This window comes from Nocardioides salarius, assembly GCF_016907435.1.
Taxonomy (GTDB): Bacteria; Actinomycetota; Actinomycetes; order Propionibacteriales; family Nocardioidaceae; genus Nocardioides; species Nocardioides salarius.
The window spans coordinates 2,359,403-2,385,957 of sequence record NZ_JAFBBZ010000001.1 but is presented as its reverse complement, the minus strand read 5'-3'; the positions used below and the strand labels follow the sequence as shown (position 1 = coordinate 2,385,957).

Annotated in this window: 26 protein-coding genes; 3 read left to right on the top strand and 23 right to left on the bottom strand. The window is 70.8% G+C overall.

Annotated elements, in window-relative coordinates; translation table 11 throughout:
* Window positions 1-5: 5 nt before the first annotated feature.
* Entirely contained in the window at window positions 6-986 is a 981-nt protein-coding gene (locus JOE61_RS11425; RefSeq protein WP_193669564.1) for a Rossmann-fold NAD(P)-binding domain-containing protein, read from the top strand.
* Here JOE61_RS11425 and JOE61_RS11420 read toward each other — a convergent pair.
* The 4 genes from JOE61_RS11420 to JOE61_RS11405 are packed head-to-tail and all read right to left on the bottom strand — an operon-like array spanning window position 970 to window position 3,614.
* A complete protein-coding gene (locus tag JOE61_RS11420) occupies window positions 970-1,803 on the bottom strand; it encodes a PH domain-containing protein (RefSeq protein WP_193669563.1) in 834 nt (277 codons plus the stop codon). The two genes, JOE61_RS11425 and JOE61_RS11420, sit on opposite strands and share 17 nt — an antisense overlap.
* Before the next feature lie 13 nt (window positions 1,804-1,816).
* Entirely contained in the window at window positions 1,817-3,004 is a 1,188-nt protein-coding gene (locus tag JOE61_RS11415) for a hypothetical protein (RefSeq protein WP_193669562.1), read from the bottom strand.
* A complete protein-coding gene (locus tag JOE61_RS11410) occupies window positions 3,001-3,309 on the bottom strand; it encodes a hypothetical protein (protein WP_193669561.1) in 309 nt (102 codons plus the stop codon). The genes JOE61_RS11415 and JOE61_RS11410 overlap by 4 nt, the downstream gene beginning before the upstream one ends.
* On the bottom strand, window positions 3,306-3,614 hold the full coding sequence (locus JOE61_RS11405) for an SAV_915 family protein (protein ID WP_193669560.1): 309 nt from the start codon (window positions 3,612-3,614) through the stop codon (window positions 3,306-3,308). Before JOE61_RS11405 ends, JOE61_RS11410 begins: the two co-directional genes overlap by 4 nt.
* An 81-nt stretch (window positions 3,615-3,695) precedes the next feature.
* Here JOE61_RS11405 and JOE61_RS11400 point away from each other — a divergent pair, with 81 nt between their 5' ends.
* On the top strand, window positions 3,696-5,168 hold the full coding sequence (locus JOE61_RS11400; RefSeq protein WP_193669559.1) for a carboxyl transferase domain-containing protein: 1,473 nt from the start codon (window positions 3,696-3,698) through the stop codon (window positions 5,166-5,168).
* On the opposite strand, the gene JOE61_RS11395 is transcribed toward JOE61_RS11400, so the two are convergent.
* From JOE61_RS11395 to JOE61_RS11335, 13 genes are all read right to left on the bottom strand, one after another.
* A complete protein-coding gene (locus JOE61_RS11395; RefSeq protein WP_193669558.1) occupies window positions 5,159-5,944 on the bottom strand; it encodes an acetoacetate decarboxylase family protein in 786 nt (261 codons plus the stop codon). The two genes, JOE61_RS11400 and JOE61_RS11395, sit on opposite strands and share 10 nt — an antisense overlap.
* 26 nt (window positions 5,945-5,970) lie before the next feature.
* Window positions 5,971-6,780: an acetoacetate decarboxylase family protein gene (locus JOE61_RS11390; protein WP_193669557.1), complete on the bottom strand. Its 810-nt coding sequence runs from the start codon at window positions 6,778-6,780 to the stop codon at window positions 5,971-5,973.
* A complete protein-coding gene (locus tag JOE61_RS11385; RefSeq protein ID WP_227491882.1) occupies window positions 6,753-7,391 on the bottom strand; it encodes a nitroreductase family protein in 639 nt (212 codons plus the stop codon). The genes JOE61_RS11390 and JOE61_RS11385 overlap by 28 nt, the downstream gene beginning before the upstream one ends.
* Window positions 7,392-7,444: 53 nt before the next feature.
* Complete coding sequence (locus tag JOE61_RS11380; RefSeq protein WP_193669556.1) at window positions 7,445-8,230, bottom strand: SDR family NAD(P)-dependent oxidoreductase; 786 nt, start codon at window positions 8,228-8,230, stop codon at window positions 7,445-7,447.
* 87 nt (window positions 8,231-8,317) lie between these two features.
* Window positions 8,318-9,319 (bottom strand): zinc-dependent alcohol dehydrogenase, encoded by a 1,002-nt coding sequence (locus JOE61_RS11375; protein WP_193669555.1) that lies wholly within the window; start codon window positions 9,317-9,319, stop codon window positions 8,318-8,320.
* Window positions 9,320-10,162 carry an SDR family NAD(P)-dependent oxidoreductase gene (locus JOE61_RS11370; RefSeq protein WP_227491881.1) on the bottom strand — a complete coding sequence of 281 codons (843 nt, stop codon included), beginning with the start codon at window positions 10,160-10,162 and terminating at the stop codon, window positions 9,320-9,322.
* Entirely contained in the window at window positions 10,159-11,091 is a 933-nt protein-coding gene (locus JOE61_RS11365; protein WP_193669553.1) for an ABC transporter permease, read from the bottom strand. The genes JOE61_RS11370 and JOE61_RS11365 overlap by 4 nt, the downstream gene beginning before the upstream one ends.
* A gap of 79 nt (window positions 11,092-11,170) precedes the next feature.
* The gene (locus tag JOE61_RS11360; RefSeq protein ID WP_193669552.1) at window positions 11,171-12,718 is read right to left on the bottom strand and encodes a sugar ABC transporter ATP-binding protein; all 1,548 of its coding nucleotides are present in this window, start codon (window positions 12,716-12,718) and stop codon (window positions 11,171-11,173) included.
* 43 nt (window positions 12,719-12,761) lie between these two features.
* A complete protein-coding gene (locus JOE61_RS11355; RefSeq protein ID WP_193669551.1) occupies window positions 12,762-13,736 on the bottom strand; it encodes a sugar ABC transporter substrate-binding protein in 975 nt (324 codons plus the stop codon).
* Window positions 13,737-13,848: 112 nt separating this feature from the next.
* Window positions 13,849-15,420: a class I adenylate-forming enzyme family protein gene (locus JOE61_RS11350; RefSeq protein ID WP_193669550.1), complete on the bottom strand. Its 1,572-nt coding sequence runs from the start codon at window positions 15,418-15,420 to the stop codon at window positions 13,849-13,851.
* Window positions 15,417-17,009, bottom strand: a complete 1,593-nt coding sequence (locus JOE61_RS11345) for an acyl-CoA synthetase (RefSeq protein WP_193669549.1) — start codon at window positions 17,007-17,009, stop codon at window positions 15,417-15,419. Before JOE61_RS11345 ends, JOE61_RS11350 begins: the two co-directional genes overlap by 4 nt.
* 96 nt (window positions 17,010-17,105) lie before the next feature.
* Window positions 17,106-18,116 carry a cyclase family protein gene (locus JOE61_RS11340; protein ID WP_193669548.1) on the bottom strand — a complete coding sequence of 337 codons (1,011 nt, stop codon included), beginning with the start codon at window positions 18,114-18,116 and terminating at the stop codon, window positions 17,106-17,108.
* 53 nt (window positions 18,117-18,169) lie between these two features.
* Window positions 18,170-18,763: a hypothetical protein gene (locus tag JOE61_RS11335; RefSeq protein WP_193669547.1), complete on the bottom strand. Its 594-nt coding sequence runs from the start codon at window positions 18,761-18,763 to the stop codon at window positions 18,170-18,172.
* Window positions 18,764-19,113: 350 nt separating this feature from the next.
* On the opposite strand from JOE61_RS11335, the gene JOE61_RS11330 reads away from it, so the two are divergent.
* Window positions 19,114-19,731, top strand: coding sequence for a TetR/AcrR family transcriptional regulator (locus JOE61_RS11330; RefSeq protein ID WP_193669546.1), 618 nt, complete (start codon window positions 19,114-19,116; stop codon window positions 19,729-19,731).
* Between the two features lie 82 nt (window positions 19,732-19,813).
* Here the strand turns inward: JOE61_RS11330 and sucB are convergent, their stop codons facing one another.
* The 6 genes from sucB to JOE61_RS11300 form a co-directional block, all read right to left on the bottom strand.
* The gene (gene sucB / locus JOE61_RS11325) at window positions 19,814-21,469 is read right to left on the bottom strand and encodes a 2-oxoglutarate dehydrogenase, E2 component, dihydrolipoamide succinyltransferase (RefSeq protein WP_193669545.1); all 1,656 of its coding nucleotides are present in this window, start codon (window positions 21,467-21,469) and stop codon (window positions 19,814-19,816) included.
* 8 nt (window positions 21,470-21,477) lie between these two features.
* Window positions 21,478-22,488, bottom strand: coding sequence for an alpha-ketoacid dehydrogenase subunit beta (locus JOE61_RS11320; protein WP_193669544.1), 1,011 nt, complete (start codon window positions 22,486-22,488; stop codon window positions 21,478-21,480).
* Window positions 22,485-23,438: a thiamine pyrophosphate-dependent dehydrogenase E1 component subunit alpha gene (locus JOE61_RS11315; protein WP_227491928.1), complete on the bottom strand. Its 954-nt coding sequence runs from the start codon at window positions 23,436-23,438 to the stop codon at window positions 22,485-22,487. Before JOE61_RS11315 ends, JOE61_RS11320 begins: the two co-directional genes overlap by 4 nt.
* A gap of 117 nt (window positions 23,439-23,555) precedes the next feature.
* Window positions 23,556-24,554 (bottom strand): phosphotransferase family protein, encoded by a 999-nt coding sequence (locus tag JOE61_RS11310; protein WP_193669636.1) that lies wholly within the window; start codon window positions 24,552-24,554, stop codon window positions 23,556-23,558.
* A gap of 62 nt (window positions 24,555-24,616) precedes the next feature.
* Window positions 24,617-25,795 carry an acyl-CoA dehydrogenase family protein gene (locus tag JOE61_RS11305; RefSeq protein WP_193669542.1) on the bottom strand — a complete coding sequence of 393 codons (1,179 nt, stop codon included), beginning with the start codon at window positions 25,793-25,795 and terminating at the stop codon, window positions 24,617-24,619.
* A gap of 108 nt (window positions 25,796-25,903) precedes the next feature.
* A complete protein-coding gene (locus JOE61_RS11300; protein ID WP_193669541.1) occupies window positions 25,904-26,536 on the bottom strand; it encodes a TetR/AcrR family transcriptional regulator in 633 nt (210 codons plus the stop codon).
* Between the last annotated feature and the right edge of the window lie 19 nt (window positions 26,537-26,555).

Here is a 26,555-nt window from a genome sequence, read left to right as displayed (position 1 = left end):
GCCCCATGCGGTTCCTGGTGCTGGGCGGGTCGGTCTTCCTCTCGCGGGCGGTGGCGCTCGAGGCGGTCGCGCGCGGCCACGACGTCACCGCCGCCTGCCGCGGCTCGTCCGGGTCGGTGCCCGAGGGCGTGCGCCACGTCCCCGTCGACCGGCTCGCCGGGCTCCCCGACGAGCTGACCTCGACGGCGTACGACGCCGTGGTCGACGTGGCGCGCTCGCCGTCGTGGGTGCGGGCGGCGGTCGCGGCGTGGCCCGGGGCGCGCTGGACCTTCGTGTCCACGATCAACGTCTACGCCGACGACGCCACCCCCGGCGGGCGGCCCGGCACGCTGCCGCTGCGCGAGCCCCGCGACGACGCCGACCTGCGGGAGGAGCCCGATGCCTACGGGCCGTTGAAGGTGGCCTGCGAGCAGGCGGTGCTCGACGAGGCCGGCCAGGCCTGCGTGGTGCGGCCCGGGCTGATCGTCGGGCCCGGCGACCCCACCGGCCGCTTCACCTACTGGCCGGCACGGCTCGGCGGAGCCGGCGACGGAGAGCCGGTGCTGGCCGGCGGGTCGCCCGACGACCTGGTGCAGGTGATCGACGTGCGCGACCTGGCCCGCTGGTTGGTCGACGCCGCCGAACGCGGCCTGACCGGCGTCTTCGACGGGGTCGGGCCCGCGATGCCGCTCGGCCGGCTGCTCGACGAGGTGGCCGCCGGGGTCGGCGCCACGCCGCGCTGGGTGTGGGCCGACGACGAGACGCTCGAGGCCGCGGGGGTGGCGCCCTGGATGGGCCCGCGCTCGCTGCCGCTGTGGCTGCCGCGCCCGGCGTACGACGGCATGCTCGCCCACGACTGGACACCCTCGCGCGACGCCGGGCTGCGTGTGCGACCGGTCGGCGAGACCGCCACCGACACGCTGGCGTGGCTGCGGGCCACCCCCGACGCGGTGGTGACCGGGCTGACCCGGGCCGAGGAACAGGAGGTGCTCAGGGCCCTGTCGTGACGTCGGCCCAGCGGGTCGGGTCGGTGCGGCATGCCTCGAGCAGGTCGGCGACGAGGGTCGCGTCGGAGCCCAGGAACGCCACCGGCACCGACACCTCGTCGGCTGCGACGACCGGCCCCCCGACCGTGCGGGCTCCGAGCGACGTCGAGGCCGCGCCGAGCGTCGTACGACGGGCGGCGACGGTGGAGGCGTGCAGCACCAGCCGACGCCCGGGGTCGGCGACGAGGCGCACCTCGGCCAGCTCGGCCCACGCCACGGCCGTCGCTCTGCGCCAGCTGCGCGAGGTGACGCCGTCGGCGTCGAGCACCAGCGACGGGGCCCGCAGCCGTCCGCTGAGCACCTGCACGAGGAGCGGGAGGCCCAGCGGCAGCAGCACCAGCGCGAGCACGACCGCCCCCGCCGACCCCTCCAGGCTCCCGCGGGCGGCCCAGGAGCCGAGCAGCGTGAGCGGCAGCAGCAGGATCAGCGCCAGCAGCGCGACCAGCAACCCGGCAAGCAGGCGCGAGCCGGGGAGCTCGAGGCGGTCGGGGCGGCGACGCACCACGAGGCGTCCGCGGTGCAGCGTGGCGGGCAGCAGGGTGCCGAGCAGCAGCACCGACCAGCCTCCGACGAGCAGCGCCGTCGCCTGCACCGCGATCAGGACACCCCAGCCGTCCGTCGCCCCGGCCACGAAGCCGAGTCCGGCGAGCGCGACCGTCAGGCCCACGAGCAGGTGCGTGCCGATCGTGCGCCCGAGCGGCAGGGCGGGCAGTGATCGGTGGCCGACGGGGAGCCGGACCACCTGTCGGTGTGCCGTCCGGTCGTCAGTGGCGCTCACGGACCGCATCGTCTCAGTTCCAGAAGGTCAGGGCGTCGCCGACGTCCCCGGCGACGTCCACGACCCCGCTGCCGAAGTCCTCGAGGCCCTGGTCGATCTTGTCGCGGACCTCGTCGGGCACCCAGCTCTCGTAGGCGTACTCCGCGGCGAGGCCCACGCCGACTCCCACCACCGCGGCCCCCGCGGCGACGGCGATCACGGGCGCCCCCACACCGAGGAGCGCCGCGCCCCCGACGACCGCGGCTCCGCCGAGCACCCCGCCCACGACCCCGCCCACCTCACCGACGACGACCGTCGAGGGAGACGCGCCGCCCGCGACCTCGGATCCGGCGAACCCGAGCGTGGCGATCGTCCCGATCACCGGGAGACGGCGAACCACCCGCTCGGATCCCTCCGCGAGGGCGTCGAGCCCGCGTGCGGCGGCGCGGTTGCCTCGCACGTCGACGGCCTCGCCGGCCGCGCGGCGCGCCGGGTTGCCCGAGCGACGCTGCGCCTTGGCCTCCCGCGCCTCGTCGCGCAGACGGGCTCCCTCGACCCGGGCCCGCTCGGCCGCCTCCTTGAGGGCGCGGGTCCGGGCGTCGATGCCGAAGCCGGTGACCGCGGCGGGCAGCTTGCCCAGCACGTCGGTCACCACGGTCGCCAGGCTCGGCCCGTGGACGTCGGACCAGAAGCCCTGCAACCGCTCCTCGATCCACTGCTGGTGCTCGCTCAGGTCGGCCTGCACCTCGCCCAGCAGCCGGTTGTAGGTCTCGACCCTCGTCAGCTGCTGCTGGAACGCTGCCACCCGGTCGGCGTGCGCGTCGGACTGGGCCGGTGTCGGCCCCGGGCCGAGGTCGGCGGGCGCGACCGCGTCGGCCGGGCGCTCGATGACCTCGCCGGCGACAGTGAGGCCCACCGCGGCGGCCTCACCCCGGCGCGACGCCATCCGCTCCTGCAGGCGCTCGAGACGACCAGCGTAGGCATCGAAGCGCTGACCGGCCTCGCGCAGGTGGTCGACCTGCTCGTCGGCGGCCTGCACCAGCTGTCGGGCGAAGCCGCGGTAGGCGACCGACGCCTGCCCGTCCCAGGTCGCCAGGGCGCGCGAGCGGGCGGTGGCAGCGTCGTCGCCGGCGGCGTCCACCGCCTGCCGCAACGTGGACCTGAGGTACGTCGCGGCGGAGCGGACCGACGCGGCGCTCCCCTCGACCCCGGTGTCGATCACGGGTGGTCCCCGCCGGGGTCGACGTCCGTCTGCATCCGGGTGAACTCGGCGCCGACCTCCTGGTCGGTCCCGTAGAAGTCGGCGGCGACGGCGCGCAGGACGCCCGCCGTGCCCCGGTTGGCCAGGGCCAGGTCGTCGGCGTCGGAGACCAGCTGGGCGAGGATGGTGCCCAGGATGCCGCTGGCCAGGCCGCCGTCGACGGACCCGGGCAGCGTCGGGGCGGTGCCCTCGATCCCCTCGGCGCCCGTCTCGTGCAGCCCCGCCACCACGCGGGCGTCGGCGTCGCTGATGCGGATGTCGCTCATCGCGCGGCCTCCGCGCCGTGCCACTGCTCGCGGGGCAGCGGCTGGTCCATGGCCACCACGTCGTAGGGCGAGGTCCGCCCGAGCTCGCCGAGCTGGTCGGTGCGGTACAGGACCCACGGCTGGGCAGGGCCGCAGCAGGCCGCGAGCCGGTCGAGGGCGGTGTAGACGAGCAGCGCGACCCGACCGTCGGCGAGCCGGCGCATCTCGACCTCGGGCTCCTCGGCCGACGACCCCGGACGGACCGGGAGGTAGAGCACGGGCGGGACCGGCTTGCGGTCAGGGGTCGGGCTGTCAGGTGTGCTCACAGGCGTCCTCGGGTCGGGGTCACCGTGAGCATGGCCACCGGACCTGCTCCTCAAACGCGCCGACGGCCTACTCTTCGGCGCATGGCCAGGCTGACCTCCCACGACCTCATCGACCTCGTGCTCGACGAGGGGTCGTGGCGCGGCTGGGACGAGGCACCGGCGTACGGCGAGATCAGCGAGCAGTACGCCGCCGAGCTCGCGGCGGCGCGCGAGAAGGCCGGCACCGACGAGGCGGTGGTGACCGGCGAGGGCGTGCTGCGCGGGCGCCGGGTGGCGGTGGTGCTGGGCGAGTTCGGCTTCCTCGCCGGCTCGATCGGGCGGGCGACGGCCGACCGGCTGGTCGCCACCATCAAGCGGGCCACCGCGGAGGGGCTGCCGCTGCTGGCGGCGCCGATCAGCGGCGGCACCCGGATGCAGGAGGGCACGCCGGCGTTCGTGCAGATGGTGCGCATCGCCGAGGCGGTGATGGCCCACAAGACCTCCGGGCTGCCCTACCTGGTCTACCTGCGCCACCCCACGACCGGCGGCGTGATGGCCAGCTGGGGCTCGCTGGGCCACGTGACGGTCGCCGAGCCGGGCGCGCTGGTGGGGTTCCTGGGCCCGCGGGTCTACCAGGCGCTCTACGGCGAGGACTTCCCCGAGGACGTGCAGACCTCGGAGAACCTCTACGCCCGCGGCATCATCGACGCCGTCGTCGCACCCGAGGACATCGCCGACATCCTGCACCGCGCCCTCGACATCATGCTGCCCCCGCGCGAGCAGATGGCACAGGTGGGCGACCCCGGCGACGACGACATCCCCGACGTCGACACGTGGGAGGCCGTCACCCGCTCGCGCGACCCCGAGCGTCCCGGCGTACGCCGCCTGCTGCGCTACGCCGCCTCCGACGTGGTGCCGCTCAACGGCACCGGCCAGGGCGAGGCCGACCCGGGGCTGCTGATCGCGCTGGTGCGCTTCGGCGACGTGCCGTGCGTCTTCCTCGGCCAGGACCGGCGCGGCCAGACCAAGGCGCACCCGCTCGGGCCGGAGGCGCTGCGCGAGGCGCGGCGTGGGATGCGGCTGGCCTCCGAGCTGCGGCTGCCGCTGCTGACCGTCATCGACACCCAGGGCGCGGCGCTGAGCGTGAACGCCGAGAACGGCGGCCTGGCCGGCGAGATCGCCCGCTGCCTGGGCGACCTGGTCACCCTCGACGCGCCCACGCTGAGCCTGATGCTCGGCGAGGGCAACGGCGGCGGGGCGCTGGCGCTGCTGCCGGCCGACCGGGTGGTGGCCGCCCAGCACGCGTGGCTCTCGCCGCTGCCGCCCGAGGGAGCCAGCGCGATCGTGCACCGCGACCTCGACCACGCCCCCGACATGGCGCGCCAGCAGCGGGTGCGCGCCCTCGACCTGCACGAGGCGGGCATCGTCGACCGGGTCGTCGCCGAGCGCCCCGACGCCGCCGAGGAGCCCGAGGAGTTCTGCCGCCGGGTCGGCGCCGTGCTCGCCCACGAGCTGGCCGGTCTGCTCACCCGCGGCGCGGGCACCCCCGAGGAGCGGGTGCGCCGCTACGAGTGAGTGGGCAGCCTCGCGCTGACCAGTGCCGGCCAGTAGTCCGAGCGCCCGAGAGCCAGTGGGAAGAACTCGGCTGCGTCCATCGCGCCCACCACCTCGCAGCTGGCCCGCATCCCCGTCTCCACGTACACCGCGTCACGCTGCTCCAGGATCTCGAGCTCGTGCAGCGGGTCGTGCACCGTCCCGCCCAGGGTCAGGGACGCGGGACCGGTACGAAGCACCGTCGTGTGCTGGGCGAACTCGGCTCGCATCAAGGTCGGGGAGCCGATGAGGCCGCTGCCGTCGGGCGCGAGGTCGTACTTGACGTTGTAGTTGCGTCCGAGCACCTCACGCGGTCCACGATCCTCCCCCAGATCGGCCTCGATCCGGATCAGCTCGTGCCCGTGCCGTGCGAGGACACCGGTCATATGTCCGTCGTTGCGGTGGATCGTCGAGCTCCCGAGCTTCTTCGGCTCCCCGTAGAGGTCACGCCCGAACAGCAGCGGCATGTCGCTGTTCATGAACATGGTCAGGACGTAGTCGCCAGTGACGCCTTCGTCCTGGGCGCTGACGTAGACAGCCGACGCCGCGAAGTCGCCCACGCAGTTGCTGCGCCATCGGCTGACCTGCGCCGTGAGTCGCGGCTCGTCGCCAGGCTCCAGCTCGGCTGGCAGGATGGCTCTCACCGTGCCGGGGTGGGTCAGGAAGTCGACGCTGAGCGACTCCCCGCCCACGAACTCGACACCCGACAACGTCGTGCGGATCGCGGCGATCTCCTCGGCGGTGCGGCGGTAGCCCATGTTCTCTCCTCGGGGTCGGGGCGTTCTCAGGAGCGCGGCACGACACGGCCGAGCGGAAGGGTGAAGTCGGTGAGCGAGGTGAAGGCGTCCAGCACCCGCAGGGGCCGGAACACCTGCCACGGGTCAGCAGCGCTGCCGGAGCCCAGGTCCACGGCCCCGCGCCCACGCCAGAGCTCGGGCCGGCCGTCTGCGCCACGGTGCGCGCGCGGCCGGACGTCTACGGCCACGAGCTCGTCGACGACCGGCGGACGCCCTGCCTCGGAGGCGGGGACCATGCGGTGGCTCAGCGTCGGCAGCATCTCCGCGGCCGGCAGCGACACCAGCTCCTCGCCGGACACCAGCCGCTCAGGTTGCATGGAGAGCGTCATCAGGCGCACACCGCGCGGCCGCTCGACCGTCATGACCAGCTGCTCGGCTCCCGGGCCCCCTGCCTCGCGACCGGACCAGGTCAGGTGGGCCAGCTTCTTGCCGTAGCCCCAGAGCTCTCGCCCCGCAGCCATCGGTGCCTCGGCATCGGTGACGATCACCGGTTGGTACCAGAACCGTTCCCCTGCGACCTCGACCCGCACCACGAGGTACGCCTCGAGATAGGGACCGAAGGTGGAGGACGGGTAGTGGCAGGCCCAGGCCGCGCACACGGCCGGGTCGCTGTCCGGCTGCACACCCGCAGGCAGGTACGCCGCCAACATCGCCGCGTCGGCCTCGTAGACGACCCAGGTCTGGCGCGCGCCGCGGAACTCGAAGGGTGGCGCTGGGTAGAGAGGGGCCGCCACCGGCATGGAGGCGGCCCCAGCCGGACCGACCGGACTCATGCGTGCCGCCGGGTCGGCGGCCACAGGGGTTCCTCGGTGCTGAACCCGGGGTCGGCGCCCCAGCGGTTGCGGTAGGTCACGGTGTGTGCCGGCTGGCGCGGGGCCACGCCCCACCGGCCCTTCGGGTAGCCCATCGCCACGGTGGCGGCCAGGGTCCAGCCGCGGTCGGGTGGGACGCCCAGCAGCGCCTTGGTCGTGTCAGGCCTGAAGATGTCGAGGACGTTGGTCATGGCGCTTCCCACCCCCTGGGCACGCGCCGCGAGCATCGCGCTCCACACGGCGGGGAACGTCGAGCTGCCGTCACGGTCGTTGCGGGAGAAGGCGAAGAACAGCAACGGCACCTCCTCGAGGTGGTCCGCCAGGTACTGCACGCTCGAGCGCAGCCTCAAGAACTTGCGAGAGGTCTCGGCCTGGGGATCCGCCTCGGCAGCCGCGGCCTGCGCGGAGTAGTGGCCGCGCCACAGCAGGCGAACCGAGTCACGATATGGCTCCGCGAGCTGCCCCTTGACCGTCGGGTCGTCAACGAGCAGGAAGCGCCACGCCTGGCTGTCGCCGCCGCTCGGTGCCCGTACCGCGGCGTCCATGATCCGCGCCTGCACTTCCATCGGGATCGGATCCGGGTGCATTCGTCTCATGGCACGCGTCGTGTACAGCACCTCCCAGACACCCACGTCCGGGAGCGGCGCACTCATGCCGCGGTCCAGCCGCCGTCGACGACCAAGTTCGACCCGGTCATGAACCCCGAGGCGTCCGACGCCAGGAAGAGCGCCGCGGACACGATCTCCTCCGGGACACCGAACCGGCCCATGGGGATCTTCGAGAGCAGGTGACCGCGCCACTTCTGGTGGCCGCGCAGGGCCTCTGTCATGTCGGTCTCGAAGTAACCGGGCGAGATGGTGTTGACGCGCACGCCCCGCTCAGCCCACTCGAGGGCGAGCGTGCGGGTGATGGAGTCGACGGCGCCCTTGCTCGCGGAGTAGGCCAACATCCGCTCCATGCCGACCTGCCCGTGGATGCTGGAGATGTTCACGACGGCTCCCCCGCCGCTGTCCAGCATCAGCTTGCCGGCCTCGCGTGCGCAGAGGAACGTGCCTGTGACGTTGATGTCCAGCACGTGACGCCACTCCTCGTCCTCGAGGAGCTCGGCGCGCTTGAACGTCGGACTGATGCCGGCGCAGTTGACCAGGACGTCCAGGCCGCCCCACTCCTCGCGGATGATCGCGGCGGAACGCGACACGGCCTCGCTGTCGGAGACCGAGCCGACCAGGACGAGGGGCTCACCACCCATCGCCTCGATCTCCACGGCCACCTCCTTGATCCCGTCAGCCGAGCGGGCGGTCAACGCGACCTGGGCGCCTGCGGCGGCGAACCCGAGGGCCATCGCCCGACCCAGGCCACGACTGGCGCCCGTGACCCACACGCGGGACCCGGCGAGGTCGAAGGTGACTGAGCTGGGGACGGAAGGTGCATTCATACGACGGGAGCTCCTTGACAGTGGACGGCCCCGTTCGCGGGCGCGCCCGAGGGCAGTGTGGTGGCGGCGGGGGGGGCGGGGGCGAGGTCAGGCCCGAGGCACGATCGCGGCCTTGACGACGTGGTCGTCGGGGTGAGGCGCTCCGAGGGCCCGGTCCGCATCTTCGAGGGCGTATCGATGGGTGACCATGGCGCCGAGAGACACCCGCCCGGTGCTGATCAGGTCGACGGCATCTGCGAAGTCCGAGTCCACGTAGGCGAACGAACCGCTGACACGGTGCGCGCCGACAGGCCAGGGCACGGCGGCGTCGTTGAGGCCGACCAGCACCACCGGCGCGGTCGGGGACAGCAGGGACAGCACCGCGGTCACCGCGGCGGGCACCCCCGACGCGTCCACGAGGGCGTCGAACGTGGCTGTCTCGGCGAGCTCGCCCGGTGCCCAGGCACTGGCGCCCACGTCCCGAGCTGCCGCGCGTCGCTCGGCCAGGGGCTCGACCACCTCGACCTCGAGACCGAGGGCGATGGCGGCGCTTGTCACCGCCAGTCCGACGGCACCGGCGCCGGTCACCAGCAGGCGCCGCTTCGACGCGGGACCGACGAGGCGCACGGCGTGCAGGGCGACGGCCAGGGGCTCGGCCCAGAGCAGGTCGAAGGGGTCGACGTGGTCGGGCACCGGCAACAGGTCTCGACCGACCACGACGTCTGGGACGAGGAGCTGCCGCGCGAAGGCTCCCTGCACGCCGTAGCCGAGCGATCGCCCGGCCGTGGCGCCGCACAGGTGCGTGTCTCCCTCGGCGCAGTAGTCGCAGGTCCCGCACGAGCGCATCGGACGCACGGCTACCCGCTCACCCACCCGCAGGCCCTCGAGCGCGTCGCCCAGCGCCGCCACGGTCGCGGACAGCTCGTGTCCCATCACCTGCCCGGGCTCGATGTAGTGACCGTGCGCGTACGACGCCAGGTCGGACCCGCATACTCCGCATGCCTCCACGTCGAGGAGCACGTCGCAGCGGCCCAGGGGCGGCTGCACGAGCTCTTCGACGCGTACGTCGTGGGGGCCGTGGAAGACCAGGCCCGGCGTGGTGGTTCCCATTCAGTGCATCTCCTGCCCACCGGTCACGTTCAACGCCTCACCGGTGACGAAGGACGCGCCCTCGGATGCCAGGTAGACCGCTGCCGCAGCGACGTCACCGGGCACACCGAACCGACGTGCCGGGATCTGGCGAGCCAACCGGCGCCGGTACTCGTCCTCCGAGCGGCCCGCGGCCCCCGAGAACGTCTGGTAGACGCCGCCCTGCACGGCCAGCAGCGGTGTGTCGATGGTGCCGGGACAGATCGCGTTGACGGTGACGCCGTGCTCGCCGAGCTCAGCCGCCATGCTCTGGGTGAGACCGATGACCGCGAACTTGGACGCGGAGTAGGCAGCTAGGAGCGGCATCCCGGTCTTGCCGGCCTGCGAGGCGATCGTGATGATGCGACCCGCGCCCCTGGGCACCATCCGACGTGCCGCCTCGCGGGCACAGAGGAACGCGCCGGTGGCCATCACGTCGATGTTGACCTGCCAGTCGCGCAGGGTCAGCTCCGTCACCGGCGTCAGCCCGATCGCCAGGCCTGCGCAGTTCACCAGCACGTCCACCCGCCCGTGCTCTGCGACCGCGGCGTCGAACAGCGCCTCGACCTGCTCCTCGTCGGTCACGTCGCAGGCGACCGGCAGGACCGGCCCCAGCGCGTCGAGCTCGGCCGCGGCCTGCGAGAGGTGGTCCGGCGGCGCCACCTCGTAGTCGGGATGGCTCGCGAGGGGTGCCCCGACGTCCGAGAGGACGACGGCGTCACCCAGGCGCAGGAAGGACTCCGCGATCGCGCGGCCCATGCCTCCTGCTCGAGCGCCTCCGGTGACGACGACGACGCGATGGTCTGGTCCGCCCGCCTCGCTCATCGCCGCCTCATCACGAGGAAGCTCGCGGCGAACACGGCCAGCAACAGGATGATGCCGCGCACCGCGTACTGCCAGAACGTCTCGACACCCATGATCGACAGGCCGTTGTTGATGACCCCGATCAGCAGCACCCCCACCACCGTGCCGAGGATGTGGAACCTGCCCGGGCGCAAGGTAGAGGCTCCGATGAACGCCGCCGCGAACGAGTCGAGCAGGTAGGTGTCACCGACGCCCTGGGGCCGGCCGACACCCAGGTTGGCGGCCACGACCATGCCGCCGAGGGCAGCGCACGCCGCCGAGATCCCCAGCGCGATCAAGGCGTAGCGCCTGACCGGGATGCCGGACAGCCGCGACGTCTCCGCATTGCCCCCGATGGCGTACATGTGGCGACCGATCTGGGTCTGCTCGAGCAGGACGTAGAGCACGACAGCGACGACGGCGAGGATCACGACCGGCGTCGGGATGGGGCCGACCTCCCCCTGCCCCATGATGAGGAACCCGTCGGGGATGCCTGAGAGGACCGTCTGGGAGTCCGAGACCCCGAGAGTGACGCCGGTGAGGATGGAACCCATCGCCAGGGTGACGATGAAGGCGGACACGCCTCCGTACGCCACCACCACTCCGTTGAAGGCCCCGATCGCCAACGCCAGCGCCAGCACGATGAGGACGGCGAGGATCGGGCTGCTGAGCGTGCCCTCCGCCAACCACTTGCAGGCCAGGAAGCCACCGAGCGTGGCCATGCCGGCGAGACTGAGGTCGAAGAGACCCTGGACCAGCGCCACCGTCAGTCCGAGGGCAATGATGCCGAGGATGGCCACCTGGTTGAGCACGTTGAAGAAGTTCTGGCTGGTCGCGAAGACCTCGGGCCGCAACAGGCTGAAGACGGCGATGCACGTGACCAGGCTGGCGATGGTCCCGTAGCGGCTCACCAGGTCGACGATCTTGTCGCCCCTCGATGACTGCTGGCGCGGGTGGTTCGCCGGTGGCGCCTCCACCACTGGGGTTGTGCTAGTCACTATTCCTCCCGAAGGACAGTCGCATGATCGAGTTGACGGTGTTCTCGTCGCCAGCGAGCTCGCCGACGACCTCTCCGTCGTGCAGCACGAGGACCCGGTCGCAGACCCGGACGAACTCCTCGAGCTCGGTGGAGGTGAAGATCACGGCCGCGCCGTCGTCGGCGAGGCTGCGGGCCAGGGCATAGATCTCGCCCTTCGTGTGCACGTCGACTGCGGCGGTGGGCGAGTCGAGCAGGTAGACCGTGGCGCGGCTCAGCAACCAGCGGCCGATGACCACCTTCTGGGCGTTGCCACCCGACAGTGTTCGGACCTCGCTCTCGAGACCCCCACTCTTCAGGTTCAGCTGGTCCATCACCGCTGTGACGTCGCGGCGCTCCCGCCCCTTGCGCATCCAGCGCAGGACAGGATCGCTGACGTAGTCGCGGGTGGTGGCCAGGGTGGCGTTCTCGCGGATGGAGAGGTCGCTGACCAGCCCCTGCCCCAGCCTGTCGCGCGGCACGAGCGCCATCCCTGCCCTGACTGCTTGCTGCGGGCTCCGGATCTTCTTGGGCACCCCACGGACCAGGATCTCGCCCTGCGCGCGACACAGTCCGTAGAGCGACTCGACGACCTGCTCGGCTCCCTCTCCGGGAAGGCTGGCCACGCCCACGACCTCCCCGGCCCGAGCCACGAGGTCGAGGCCACGCAGCACGTCACCACGCAGTCCACGGACCTCCAGGACCACCTCACCCGTTTGTCCCGCACCGCGGTAGGCCTCGTGCGAGATCTGCTTCTCCGCGCCCACCAGCTGGTCCACGAGCGAGTCGTGATCGAGGTCCGCTGCGTCCCACGTCCCGACCAGGGCCCCGTCACGCATGACGGTGATCCGGTCGCAGACCTTGAACACCTCGCCGAGCCGGTGGGTCACGAAGACGAACCCGATGCCCTCCTCCGTGAGCTTGCGCATCTGGGCGAAGAGCGTGTCGACCTCCGCCGGCTGGAGCGCCGTGGTCGGCTCGTCGAGGATGATCACCCGAGCGTTGCTGGCCAGGGCCTTGGCGACGGCGACCATGGCCTGCTCGTGGGGACCGAGCGTAGAGACTTCGCGGTGAGGATCCAGCTCGGACAGGCCGACCCGCTCCAGCAGCCGGGCAGTGCGCCGGTGGGCTGTGCGCCAACTGACGAGGATTCCCGCGCGACGCCCCAGTCCCTCCACCATCAGCACGTTCTCGGTGATCGACAGCTCGGGGATGAGGTTGCCGTGCTGGTGGACGACCGACACACCGAGGGCCTGCGCCCGCTGCGGGTTGCGGATCTCCACCTCGACGCCGTCGACCTCGATGGTGCCGGCGCTGAGCTGGATGGCACCCGCGAGTGCCTTGATGAGGGTGGACTTGCCGGCGCCGTTCTCACCGAGGAGGGCGTGCACCTCCCCCGCCAGGAGGGAGAAGTCCATGTGGTCCAGTGCCCGTGTCCCGGGATAGTCCTTGACTGCGTCGCGGACCTCCAGGAGCGTGCCGGGGCGAGGGGTCTCCCGCCCCGGCTCGTTCTGCTTCGTCACGTCAGGTGCCTGTCGCCTCGTTTTTGCGTGTGGGTGGCTCGGATCAGACCTCACCGGGGAAGTACGCGCAGTTCTCCCAGTCGGGCTCCTCACCCTCAGCAGGCACGGTCTGCACGTTGACCAGGCAGGGCTTCATGTAGACGACCTTGCTGGGCAGCTCGCCGCCACCGACGATCGTCTCGATCGTCTCGACGGCCTTGCCACCCATCAGCGGGAAGGGGTTGGCCGGCTCCAGGACGTAGGGCGAGCCCTCCCGGATCAGGTCCCAGGCGAACGCATTGCCGTCGAAGCCCATTGCGAAGACCTTGTCCTCGAGACCGGCCTCCTCGATGGCGCGAACTGCCGACGGGGCGAGCTCGTCCCATCCCAGCCAGATGGCGTCGATGTTCTTGTCGGACTGGAGCAGGTTCGTCAGCTGGGCGTAGGAGTCCTCCACCTGCCCCGGGACCTTGACCTCGATCTCGCGGACGACCTCGATCCCCGGGTTCTCGCTGACGACGGCCTTGAAGCCGGCGTCCCGGTCCCGCAATGCCTGGAGCACCGTCCAGTTGAGCTTGACGATGCGACCGTTGCCACCGAGACGGTTGACCATCTCCCCCGTGACCAGGGTGCTGTTGATGAACTCGTTGGTGCCGATCTCAGCGTCGACACCCTCCACGAAGCCGCCGTAGATGGAGACGAACGGGATCCCCGCCGCCTCGGCCTCCTCCATCACCCCGGTCATCTGTGCGTTGGGGGAGGAGTTGTTGACGATGACGTCGACCCCGCGGCTGATGAAGTCGCTGGCGGCGTTGTTGGTCGCTGCCTGGTCCCCCTGGCCGTCGAACACCTCGACGGTCCAACCCTTCTCCTCGGCGGCCTCGACGAACTGGTCCTTGATCCCGTTGATGCTGGGCGAGTTGAGGTTCACGGCCACGAAGCCGACCGAGATGTCCTCGACGGGCTCCCCGGCAGTGCTCTCCCCAGAGGTGGTGCTGTCGTTGGAGCCTTCGCTCTCGTTGTCGCCGTCATCGCCCATGGAACACCCTGTGAGGGCCAAGGCGGTTGCGAGTGTTGCTGCGGCAAGGCGGATGGTGCGCTTCATTCCGTGCTCCTTCAAAAGCATGGGTCGAACAGGATGTGGGGATGGATCAGCTGGTGGGAGCGCTGCGGAGCGCAGACTTGACCACCTTGCCGCCGGGATTTCGCGGTAGCTCTTCCCGTATCTCGACCACGGACGGAACCTTGAAGTGGGCGAGATGATCTCGACAGAAGGCGCGGACCCCCTCGGATGTGAGGTCAGAGCCAGGCTTGGCGACCACGTGCGCAACCACGCGTTCGCCGTACTGCTCGTCCGGGACGCCGACCACTGCGGCGTCCAGGACTCCCGAGTGTTGGTAGAGGACGTTCTCGACCTCGAAGCTGAAGACTGACTCGCCTCCACGTTTGATGACGTCCTTGAGCCGATCGCGCAGGACCACGAAGCCGTCCTCGAGGACGGCAGCGTCGCCGGTGGAGATCCAGCCCTCCGTGTCCGTCAGGGGCACGATGCCGTCACCGGTCCAGTAGCCGAGCGCGACCTGGGCACCACGCACCACGATCTCGCCGATCTCGCCGTCGCCGGCCTCCTGGTCGGTCCCGGGCCGAAGGAGACGCAGCTCGGTCAGCGGCAGGGGGCCACCGACGCTGTGCGGCACCCGCAGAACGTCGTCCCCGCCCACGTAGGTGAGCATCGAGCAGGTCTCGGTCATGCCGAAGCCGTTCCCGAGGGTGGCGTCGGGCATCGCGTCGTGCATTCGCTGCAGCAGCGCGGTCGGCATCGGCGCGCCGCCGAAGAGCGCGAGACGCAGCCCGGTGAGCTCGTCTCGACCGTGCTCGTCGCTCTGCTCCAGCATGCGCCACCACATGGTGGGGGCACCGACGGTCGAGGTGCAGCCGTGCTCACCGACCGCGTCCAGGGCACGGGCCGCGTCGAAGCCGTCGAGGAGATACGCCGTCGCCCCCAGCAGAGCCACCGGCACCGTCTGCGAGCACAGGCCGGTGATGTTGAACTGCGGGACCATCACCAGCTCCACGTCGTCGGGTCCCCGACCGATCACGCTGGTGCACGTGACGGCGTTCTGCAGCGCGTTGCCGTGGCTGATCACAACACCCTTGGGCCGACCAGTGGTGCCGGAGGTGTACATCACCGCGGCGGGTGCGTCGCCACCCGGCGTGCGGTCGGGGAGGCCTCCCTCGGCGCCGCCCACGAGCAGCCGGCCGACCCCATCAGCATGGGCGACCTCCGGCGGCGCGCCGCACTGCGCCACCGAGTCGGCGGCCAGCTGCTCCAGGCCCGGCCCGACCAGCAGGAGACGAGCCCCGCTGTCACTGAGCAGGCCCCCGAGGTCCCCGGCGGTCAGTCGGAAGTTCAGAGGCACCGCGATCGCACCTGCGGCCCACACGGCGAACACTGCTGTCGTGAACGGCAACCCGTTGCCGGCCAGGACCGCGACGCGGTCACCGGGTCGCACCCCGGCACCGGCCAGGCGCCGGGCCAGGGCCTCGACCTCTGCACCCGTCTCCGTCCAGGTCAGCCCGCCTCCATCGGTCACGAACGCGGGGTGGGCGCCCCGCTCGCGCACCGTGCTGCGCAACATGTCGACGAGGTCGACCGGTAGCGAGACGTCGTAGTGGCGGACCCCCCTCTGGTCGGTGCGGGTCGGCACGGTCAGGAGGCTCACTCGGTCGCCTCCGGAGGAGCGAACAGGCCCCAGTAGCTGTCCCTCAGCTCGCGCTTGAGGATCTTGCCCGACGCGTTGCGCGGCAGCTCGTCGACGTAGACGACTGCGCGCGGCTTCTTGTACGACGCCAGGTCGCTCCTGAGGAAGTCCAGCACCTCGCTCTGGTCGGGGTGCTCCTCGGTGTCGGAGACCACCACGGCCACGGGCGTCTCGACCCAGCGCGGGTGGGGGACCCCGATGACGGCGACCTCGCGCACGGCTGGGTGCCTCTCCACGGCCCGCTCGACCTCGGCCGGGTAGATGTTCTCGCCCCCGCTGATGATCATGTCCTTGACCCTGTCGACGACGTAGATGAAGCCCTCGTCGTCCTGCCGGACGAGGTCGCCGGAGTGGAACCAGCCTCCACGGAACGCGTCCGCCGTGGCCTCGTCCGCCTTGTAGTAGCCCTTCATCACCGTCGGGCCCCGGTAGACGATCTCGCCGACCTCCCCTGGCGCCACGTCCTGACCGTCCTCGTCGACGATGCGGACCTCGACGTTGACGGCGGGCAGACCCACCGATCCCATCTTCCGCACGGCGTCGTCGGCCTTGAGGAAGCAGGTGTTCGACGACATCTCGGTCTGACCGAAAGCGTTGACGATGCCCACGGCGGGGAACGTCTCGACCAACAGCTCTAGAGTGCTCGGCGGGGCCTGCGAAGCGCCCCACAGGGCCCGCCGCAGGTTCGTCGTCTCCGAGGTCGCCGCCCCCGGCAGCTCGCAGATCTGCTGCCACTGGGTAGGAACGAAGTAGCACATGTCCGGCTTGTGCTTCTCGAGCAACCGCAGGGACTCCTGGGGGTCGAAGCTGGTCGACGGCGTGATGACGCAGGTCCCCGCGAGGTAGATGAAGGGGAGCAGCCCATTGACGCCACCGATGTGGAACAGCGGCAGACCAGAGAGCCAGGCGTCGCCGGGGCGAGCCTCCATCTCCAGGATCCAGTTGATGGTGTTCGACACCAGGTTCTGGTGGGTGAGCATCGCGCCCTTGGGACGCCCCGTGGTCCCGGAGGTGTACATCAGGAAGGCCAAGTCGTCCTCGTCGACGTCCACACCCGGGTCCTCCGGCGATCCGCCGGCCACCAGGTCCTCGTACGACAGAGCGCCCTGGACCGGTCGACCGGTGGAGGCGACGAAGCGCACGGCCGCCAGGTCCGAGGTGGAGCGCAGAGCCAGCGGGGCGAGCTCGTCGTCGGTCAGCACCGCGACCGAGTCGGAGTTCTCCAGGATGTACGCGAGCTCGCTGGCTGCCAGCCGGAAGTTCACCGGTACCGGACAGGCACCGAGCTTCTGGCACGCGAAGAACGACTCGACGACCTCCAGCCGGTTGTACATGAGCACAGCCACCTTGTCGCCGCGACCCACTCCGCGCTCGGCCAGGGCGTTGGCCAGCCGGTTCACCCGCGTGTCCAGCTCGGCGAAGGTCAGGGAGGAGTCCTCGAAGACCACAGCCGCACGGTGCGGCTCACGTCGGGCGTTGCGGGCCAGGACCTCGCCGAGGACGAGCCGTCGACTGCGGTCCAGGTCACTGGTGCGCTGTGCTGTGTGCATTGCCTACCTCGTGGAGAGTGCGTGTGGGGGTGGCGCCGGTGGTCCAGCGGGCTCGCGAGGAGACCGCCGGACCACCGGGGGCGGATGCCCGACGGGTCAGAAGATGGCCACGGGGTTGGTCGGCGACCCCGACGCGTTGGTCACGTTCAGCGGCGGGGCCGAGAGGAAGAACTCGTAGCGGTCGAGCTCGTCGCAGGTCGACGCGAGCTCCTCGAGCCACCAGACCTCGCCGAGGGTGAGCCCGAGGTCGCGGATGAGGCGGGCGTGCAGCGGGTAGACGTGCTCGGCGCCGTCCTCGAAGGGCTCGACCTCGACCGCGATGTTGTCCATCGCCAGCGCGGCGACGTCCTTCTCGGCCAACCAGTCGACGACTGCTCGGGTGATGCCCGGGGCCGAGCCCCAGTAGTCCATCTTGTTCTCGATCTCGTAGTACCACGGCACGTGACCGGTGCGCAGGACGAGCATGTCGCCCTCCCCGACGGTCACTCCCTGGGCCTCGGCACAGGCGTCGAGGTCGTCGGGCGTGATGCCGTAGCCGGGCTGGAGACGGTCGACGCCCTTGAACTTCGGCAGGTCCAGCAGCACACCGCGCCCCACCAGCGTGTCCTTCATCTGGTGGATGGAGCCTCGGCGAGCACCGGCGTAGGACTCGACGTTGCCGATCCAGAAGCCGTTGAACATCGTGTCCTTGTAGAAGAAGTGAGACAGACCGTCCCACTGCGTGCTCCCCTGCAGAGGCATGAAGATGTAGTCGTCGGTGCCCTGGAAGTTCGGGTAGTCCTGACCCGCCTTGGTGCCCGCCACGAAGTCCGACCCGGTGTAGCCGTAGAGGTGGACGACACCGGTGCGGGTCGGGTGGACCGGACCGGTGCTGTCGAGCGGGATGGCCAGGCTGACGACCTTGCCGGTCTCGATCAGCCTGCCCGCTGCCGCCACGCGTTCGGGCGTCAGCAGGTTCGCCGTGCCCTTCTCGTCCAGCTCGCCCCAACGGCCCCAGTTGTTGGGGGTCCGGTCGTTGACGTAACCGATGACCTTGCCGTTCGCGTCGATCGAGAAGACGGGCGGAGTCCACTCCTCCGACCACTGACCGTCTGCGGTGCGACCCATGCTGTTCCTCCTGAGGTGGTTGCTGCGGATGTCGTTCGATGGGGGGCGGGGGCTTAAGCGGCTGCGGCCACTGCTGCTGACCAGACCTGCGTCGAGACCCGGCCCAGCACTGCGGCGGCGTCGAGCGGTGCGACCAGGCTGACCTCGCGCTGCACCAGCTCGGTGACGCTCGGGGCGTCGAGGACCGGGCCACCGACACAGACGTGACCGCCGCGACGGACCGCCCGGACGGCCGCTCGCACGTCACCGGTCGCGACGACCACGCGGGCGCGGCCCGACGGCTCCAGGCGGCCGAGATCGGCACGCAGGGCCTCGTCGCGCAGGTCGGCGGCGAAGAGCACCCGAGAAGGCGAGACCGCGCGCACCAGGACCGCCAGCGACGAGTCAGCAGGGGCGGCCACCACGACCGTGCCGACCCGTGGCGCCTCGACCAGGGCCGCCACCGCGGTCACCGCCTCGAGCATCTCCTCGGCGACGACCCGGGGCATCGGTGCGGTGAGCTGCCGGCCTTCGACGAGGGGGCGGGTGCAGTGCAACCGCGCGCCCGCGGCGCAGGCGGCGCACACGTCGCACGCAGCGTCGACGAGGACCGCGGCAGCATGCCGCACCCCGGCGACCGCCAGGGACCTCTCGCTCGTGCTGCTCATCACCACTCCTCATCCATCCGACTCGTCGGTCGGTTCGCTGTCAGGAAAACTATGTAGCCACCATCACACTGTCAAGCAGTTCCGGTGACTCCAGTCACAAATTCTTCAGATAGCCATGGCCGAACTGCCGCTTGACGCGGCCTTGTGGCTGATCGAACATGACGGCGGGACGTCTACGCCCCGCTCAACCGTGACGGGCCGGTATAGACCGGCCAGACAGTCGGCGGCGAAACTTTTCGACCGACTGGTCGGTTGAGACCCATCGAGCGATATGCTGAGCCGAGGGCCATGACGAGCCCTCAAGAGAGGAACGCAAGGTGGAGACAGTTGATCGGGCGGCGCGTCGTCGGATGTCCTCGGGCGAGAGACGTCAGCAGGTCGTGACGCTGGCGGCCGGACTCTTCGACAAGAGCGGCTACTCGAGCACCACGATGGACGACATCGCCCGAGAGGTCGGGGTCGCCAAGCCGACTCTGTACCACTACTTCCCCAGCAAGGACGACATCCTCCACGCGATCCACGAGGAGTTCATCGACCTGCTCATCGACCGGCACCTGGCCCGTCTCGACACGGGCCTGCGCTCCGAGCAGCTCCTGCTCGAGGTCATGGCCGACATCCTCGAGCTCATGGAGACCCACCGCGGTCACGTGCGTGTGTTCTTCGAGCACCACCGCGAGCTGACCGTGGAGGCCCGTGGGCCGATCAAGCTCAAGCGGGACCGCTACGAGAAGATCGTGGAGGAGCTGATCGCCGACGGCGTCGCGACGGGAGTGATCCGCCCCGTCGACACGCACCTGGCCGCGCTCGCGACCTTCGGGATGTGCAACTGGGCCTACCAGTGGTACCGGCCCGGAGGGAAGCTCCGTTCCCGCGAGCTGGCCTACCAGTTCTGGAACTACCTGCTCTACGGCTTGGGGACCGACCAGCTGCCGGCCCTGGCGTCCGCACGCGCAGTTCTCCCGGACTGACCCGGACGCCGACGGCCGCACCCGGTCCAGCAATGCCCGTGCCCCGCATGCGTCGCATGCGGGGCACGAGCGTGCTCACGGCTCAGCGGTAGTCGTCGGCGTCCCAGGCCTCGAGGCGGCGGCCGATGTCGACGAGGCACCGCGTGGCGTCGGCACCGTCGACGGCTCGGTGGTCGAAGGTCAACGCCAGTCGCAGGATCGGCCGGATGGCGATCGTCTCCTGCCCGTCCGGCAGCACCACGACCCACGGCTTGCGCTGGATGGTGGGCATGCCCAGGATCGCGACCTGCGGCTGGTTGATGATGGCCGGCGCCGACACCGCACCCACCGAGCCGGGGTTGCTGATCGTGAACGTCCCGGCACGGAAGTCGTCCGGCTCCGGCTTGCCGTCCCGGAGCCGACCTGCGACATCGGTGATGCCCTCGGCCAGGGTCTCCAGCGTCATCCGCTGGGCCGCCCGCAGCACCGGGACCATCAAGCCTCGTGGGGTGTCGACGGCGATGCCGAGGTTGACCTCGTTCCAGCGCAACAAGCGTTCGGGCTCGAAGGTCGCATTCAGGTCGCGGTGCTCCAGCAGCGCAGCGCAGGTCGCGCGGGCGACGAACGGCAGGAACGACAGCTTCCCTTCGCCAACGCTGGCGCGCCGAGCGTTCAGCCGGGCGCGCACCTCGGTGAGTCGACCCAGGTCGACGTCGACCTCGGTGGTCATGTGGGCAGCAGTGCGCCGTGACCGTGTCATGTGCTCGGCAGTGACCCGTCGGATGCGGCTGGTCGCCACCTCGTCGTGCGGCACGTCCTCGTAACCCGCCGGCAGGCCGGCAGGTCCCGGCTTGGGAAGCGACGCGGCGGCCGGGGCCACGTCGTCGCGCTGTGCCGCCACGGGCTGGGGCCGCCGGGCCCACTCGAGGACGTCCCGGCGGGTGACGTGCCCGGCGCCACCGGTGCCTCGCACCGTGGCGAGGTCCACCCCGAGATCAGCCGCGAGCCTACGGGCCCCTGGAGACGCCGGCGACCGCCCGGAGCGCTCCAGTCCGTCAAGCACCCTCCGAACCTCTGCTTCGTGATCGAAACGGTGGGGTCGCAGCGTGGCAGGTACGGGGGGCGACGCGGGGACGGCCGCGGGCGAGGTTCCCACCGCGGGAGCAGGGGACCCGTCTCTGGTCACGACCGCGAGCGGCTCGCCGACCTGGACGACCTCGCCCTCGGCGTAGCGCTGCTCGGCCAGCATCCCCGCGACCGTGCTCTCGATCTCGGTGTCGACCTTGTCGGTGGACACCTCGCAGATCGGCTCACCGACCTCCACGGTCTCGCCCACCTGCTTGAGCCAGGAGGAGACCGTGCCCTCGGTGACCGACACCCCGAGCCGGGGCATCAGGACCAACGCGCCGTCGGGGACCGGCGTGTCCGGCGTCCGCGACTCGAGAGCCTCGGGCGGCTCGGGCTCGGAGCCCGCACCGAAGGACGTCGGGTCGGGGACGATCGATGGTTCGGGCTCGATCTCGTCGTGGCTCGCGATCGCCGCCAGGGCTTCCCCGACCTGGACGACGTCGTCGACGGCGTGCAGCTGCTGGGTCAGGACGCCGGCGACGGTGCTCTCGATCTCGGTGTCGACCTTGTCGGTGGACACCTCGCAGATCGGCTCACCGACCTCCACGGTCTCGCCCACCTGCTTGAGCCAGGAGGAGAGCGTGCCCTCGGTGACCGAGACTCCGAGGTGGGGCATCAGGACGTGCGCCATGGTTTCTCCTAGATGGCCGCGAGCGCGAGCGCTGCGGCCACGATCTCGTCCGTGGACGGAATGCAGGCCTGCTCCAGGTCGGGATCCTGGGGCAGTGGAGTGTCGGTGCCGCACACCCTCCACACGGGGGCATCAAGCGCGAAGAAGGAGCGCTCCTGGACCTGTGCCGCGATCTCCGCGCCGAATCCAGCGGTGCGCGAGGCTTCGTGCACGACCATCAGCCGGTGGGTCTTCTCGACCGACGCCACGACGGTGTCGATGTCGAACGGCACCAGGGTCCGTGGGTCGATGACTTCCAGGTCGATGTCGCGTTTCGCGAGCTGCTCCGCGGCAAGCAGGCTGCGCTCGACCATGAGGCCGGTCGCGACCACAGTCATCGTCGTTCCCTGCCTGGCCACGCGGGCCTGTCCGAACGGGACCAGGTGGTCGGAGGACTCCGGGACCGGGCCCTTCACCCGGTAGAGACCCTTGTGCTCGAAGAACAGGACCGGGTCGGCGTCGCGTATCGCCGTCTTCAGCAGCCCCTTGGCGTCGGCGGGCGAGGCTGGGACTGCGACCTTGAGGCCGGGCACGTGCATGGCGATCGTCTCGAGGCTCTGGGAGTGCTCGGCGCCGGCGCCGCCGACGACCCCCGAGGGCAGGCGGACGACGACCGGCATCGTGAATTGGCCACCGTGCATGTAGCGCCACTTGGCGAGCTTGTGGAAGATCTCGTCGGCAGCGGTGAACAGGAAGTCCGCGAACTGCAGCTCGACCACGGGGATCGTCCCGGCCAGCGCGGCACCTGCCGCACCCCCGACGATGAAGGTCTCGTTGATGGCGGTGTCGCGGACCCGCAGCGGGCCGAACTCTTCCTGCAGCCCCCGGGTCACGCCGAAGACACCACCCATGGCACCGATGTCCTGGCCCATCATCCACACGCGCTCGTCGTGGCGCATCTCCTCGGCGAGGGCCTCGTTGATGGCCCGGGCGTAGCCGATGACCCGGTCCTGCGCCTGGCTGCCTGCTGTCGTCGTCATGCCCACACATCCTCGAAGATCACGGAGCTGTCGGCTCGTGGCGCGGCCAGGGCCGCTTCGAATGCCTCGTCGACCACCCGCTTCGACTCGGCGTCGATGACGTGGCGCACGTCGCCGGGAACGCCCTCCCCCAACCGGTGGACCGGGTCGTTCGGGATCTCGTCGCCCTTGACCTGGTCGGACCGGTAGGGCTGACGATCGCCCTCGTAGTGGCCGCGGATCCGGAGCGTCTTGGCCTCTATCAGGGTCGGGCCCTCCCCACGGCGGGCGCGCTCGACGGCTTCGCTCGTGACGTCGAGGACCGCCATGGCGTCCTGGCCGTCGACCACCACGCCGGGCATGCCGTACGCCGACGCGCGATCCGCGATGTGGTCGGTAGGGCTCTGGTCCTCGAAGCGGGCGGACAGGGCCCAGCCGTTGTTCTCGCAGACCCACACGACGGGGAGCTTCCACACTGCGGCCTGGAGGGCAGCTTCGTGCCAGGTACCGCGACCCGCAGCACCGTCACCGAAGAAGACCATGGTGACGCGACCGTCGCCCAGGAGCTGGGAGGCAGCGGCGGTGCCGGCGCCCATCACGAAGCTCGACCCGAGGGTGCCTCCCTGACCCATGACGTGCTTGTCGGCGTCGGCGAAGTGGACGGTGCCGCCGCCCTTGCCCCGGGTGCTTCCCGTGACCCGCCCGAGCAGGTCACCGAAGAGCGCTTCGAGTGCCATCCCCTTGGCGAAGGCGTATCCCAGGCCTCGGTGGGCGTAGTAGAGGTAGTCGTCGGGTCCCATGGCGGCGACCGCGCCGACCTGGAGTCCCTCCTGGCCGATGCCCGGGTGCCAGAAGCCGCCGAAGCCCACCTCCTCGACGTGGCTGCGGATCCGTAGCTCTGCGAAACGGATCGTGACGACCTGGCGGTAGATCTCCTGCTGCAGCTGCTCTCTGCTCAGCCCCGTGCGCATGTCGACCACGTCGACTCCTCCTATCCAGCGGACCGACCGATCAGTCGATCTGGTTCAGAATGTCACAGACCTCAGACCGTGACAACGGTTCTTCCGTGCTGCAGGCAGGTGTCCCGGCTACCGCTGCGCGATGGCCGCCAGCCCGCGGGCGAAGTAGCTCGCCACGGACTCGCCAGCGGTCTCGAAGCCTGCTCCCGAGCCGGCGCCGGCACGGTGGCGATGGTCTATCCCGGCCGCGATCACGCCCACCTTGAAGCAAGCCAGGGCCAGGTGGAACTCCCAGTCGACCAACGGCACGCCCCCGACCGACTGGTAGCCGGCCGCGAGCCCGGACGGATCGGGCAGCCGTGGACTGGTCCACGCGCTGGGGGCGCCGACGATGAGGTCGAAGGCGGGGTCGCGGTAGGCGCACATCATCGCCACGTCGGCGACCGGGTCGCCGATCGCGCACAGCTCCCAGTCGACGACGGCTGCGACCTGTGGGGTCCCCTCGTCGAGACGGAGCAGGGTGTTGTCGATGCGGAAGTCCCCGTGGACGATCCCGGTTGAATGCTGCGCAGGGACGCGTGCTTCCAGCTCCCTCGCGAGCCGCGCACCGTCGCGACGCACCGCCTGGGCCCCCGGCCCGTCGGCGGGGGCCACGATGTCCCACTGCCCGGACCAGCGCTTGAGCTGGCGGGCGGCGTAGGCATCCGGCCTCCCGAACCGCTCCAGGCCCACAGCAACGTGGTCTACGGAGTGCAGGCCCGCCAGCACCTCGAGCAGCCGCGCAGTGACGTCGCGCACCGCGACGTCGTCGAGCCCGTCCAGGTCGGCGCGGGACTGGATCGCGCGGCCGCGGACGAACCGGGCGATCGCGAAGGGACCGCCCAGCACCGCGTCGTCCTCGCACAGGACGACGGCCGGGGGGACCGGCACGGGCGTGGCGGCCAGCGCCCGGGTCACCCGGAACTCCCGCGCGACGTCATGGGCCGAAGGCGTGCGACCCGCCCGCGGTGGCGTGCGCAGCACCCACTGCGTCGTGCCGTCGTCGAGGCGGAACGTGAGGTTCGATCGGCCACCCGCGATCAGGGATGCCTCGAGTGGTCCCTTCGGCGCTGCGTCCGCTGCAGCCATGGTCTCGGCGACGCCGGCCAGCTCGGCAGGGCTGAGCGCTGGCACAGCGGGTGAGTCGCCACTCACGCCTGGACCGCCGTGATGGCACGGACGGCACGCTTGGCGATCGACCAGCGGTGCACCTCGGACGGGCCGTCGTAGATCCGGAACGGCCTCAGCTCGCGCGCGATCTTCGCGACCGGCAGGTCACGGGTGACCCCGAGCCCTCCACACATCTGGGTGGCTCTGTCCACGACCCGGTGCAGCGCCTCAGCAGCGAAGGTCTTGGCGATCGAGGTCTCCTTCGAGGCACGTCCGCCCGCGTCGAGCGCGCGACAGGCCTCCAGCAGCAGGGCCCTCGTCGCCGCCAGGTCGATCTCGTTGTCGGCGACCATCTGCTGGACCATGCCGAGGTCCGCCAAGCACGAGCCGAAGGCCTCCCGCTCGGCGACGTAGCGCACCGCCGTCTCATGGGCACGCAGCGCAGCGCCGGTCCAGCGCATCACGTGGGTCATCCGGGCCGGCCCCAACCGGACCTGGGCATAGCGGAACCCTTCGTCGACCCCGCCCAGTACGTCATGGTCAGGCACGAAGACCTCGTTCAGCAGCACTTCGCAGTGGCCGCCGATCATCCCCAGGTCCATCGTGCCCAGGTGTCGCCCCACCTCGAGACCGGGCGCGTCGGCGGCCGACAAGAACATGGTCGCCCCGCCGGCACTTCCAGGCTCCCCACTGGTGCGAGCCATGATGATGAAGAAGCCGGCCCCGTCGGCGCCGGTGATGAAGTGCTTGCGGCCGCTGATGACCCAGCCACCGTCCACCTTGGTGGCCCGAGTCGCGAGAGCCGACGGGTCCGACCCTGCCCCCGGGGCCGGCTCGGTCATCGCGAAGGCCGAGCGCACCTCCCCCTGGACCAGGGGCAGCAGGAACCGCTGTCGCTGCGCCGCAGAGGCGATGTGGTCGAGCATGTGGATGTTGCCCTCGTCGGGGGCGTTCACATTTATCGCCATCGGCCCGAAGATCGAGTACCCGGCGGCCTCGAAGACCGGCGCTCGCTCCTGCATCGACAGCCCGAGCCCGCCGCAGTCGACGGGCCCGTGGGGGGCGAGGATGCCGGCCTCGCGCGCCTTGGCCTGCAACACGACCCTCAGGTCGTCCCCCCCAGCGGCGGCCACATCACCGTCGTGCTCGTCGTCGATCGGCAGCACCTCGGATCGGACGAACTCCTGGGTCGTCCGGACGATGGCATCGATGTCTTCCATGACGGGCTCCTCCTACTGACGCTTCACCGACCGATCAGTCGCTCGGTTTGCGAGTGTGGCAGGCGCCGGCCACGGCGTCAACGACGTCGCGGCGGTTGTCGACAGCGCTCAGGTACCGCCGACCAAGGCCCGCGCGAGCCCGAGGTGACGGCGCACGAGCTGGTCGGGCTGGAGTGGTCCGTCGTCGCGGTACCAGGAGGCGACGCCGACGCAGAGCGTCGCGACTGCCCGGGCGGCGTCCTCCGGGTACGCCGTCGCGAAGTCACCAGAGACGCACCCCGCCGAGACGATGTCCGTGATCATCTGCTGCTGCTCGTCGCGCAGACGGACGTACCGATCGCGGTTCTCGGCATCCAGGCTGCGGATCTCGGACGACGCCACGAACGCCTGCGACCGGCGAAACATGTGGAACCGCAGCAAGGACTCCACCAGGACGTCGAAGCGGTCCTCCGGTCGGTCGGAGACGGAGGCGAGTGCCGCACGGCTGCGGGACAGCAGCTCGTCCATCACACTCACCATCAGGGCGAGCAGGATCTCCTGCTTGGATCGATAGTGGTGGTACACGCCGGGAACCGAGAGGCCGGCGCCGCCGGCGATGTCCCTGATGCTCGTCCCGTGGTAGCCCTGCTCGGCGAAAGCTGACAACGCCGACTCCAGTACCCGCGGCAGCTGCGGTGGACCGTAGGACCGCCAGTCGTCGTGAGGGAGCTCCTGGGGATCGTGGGACGAATCGTCGGGCACGACCGAAGGCTACCGCCGA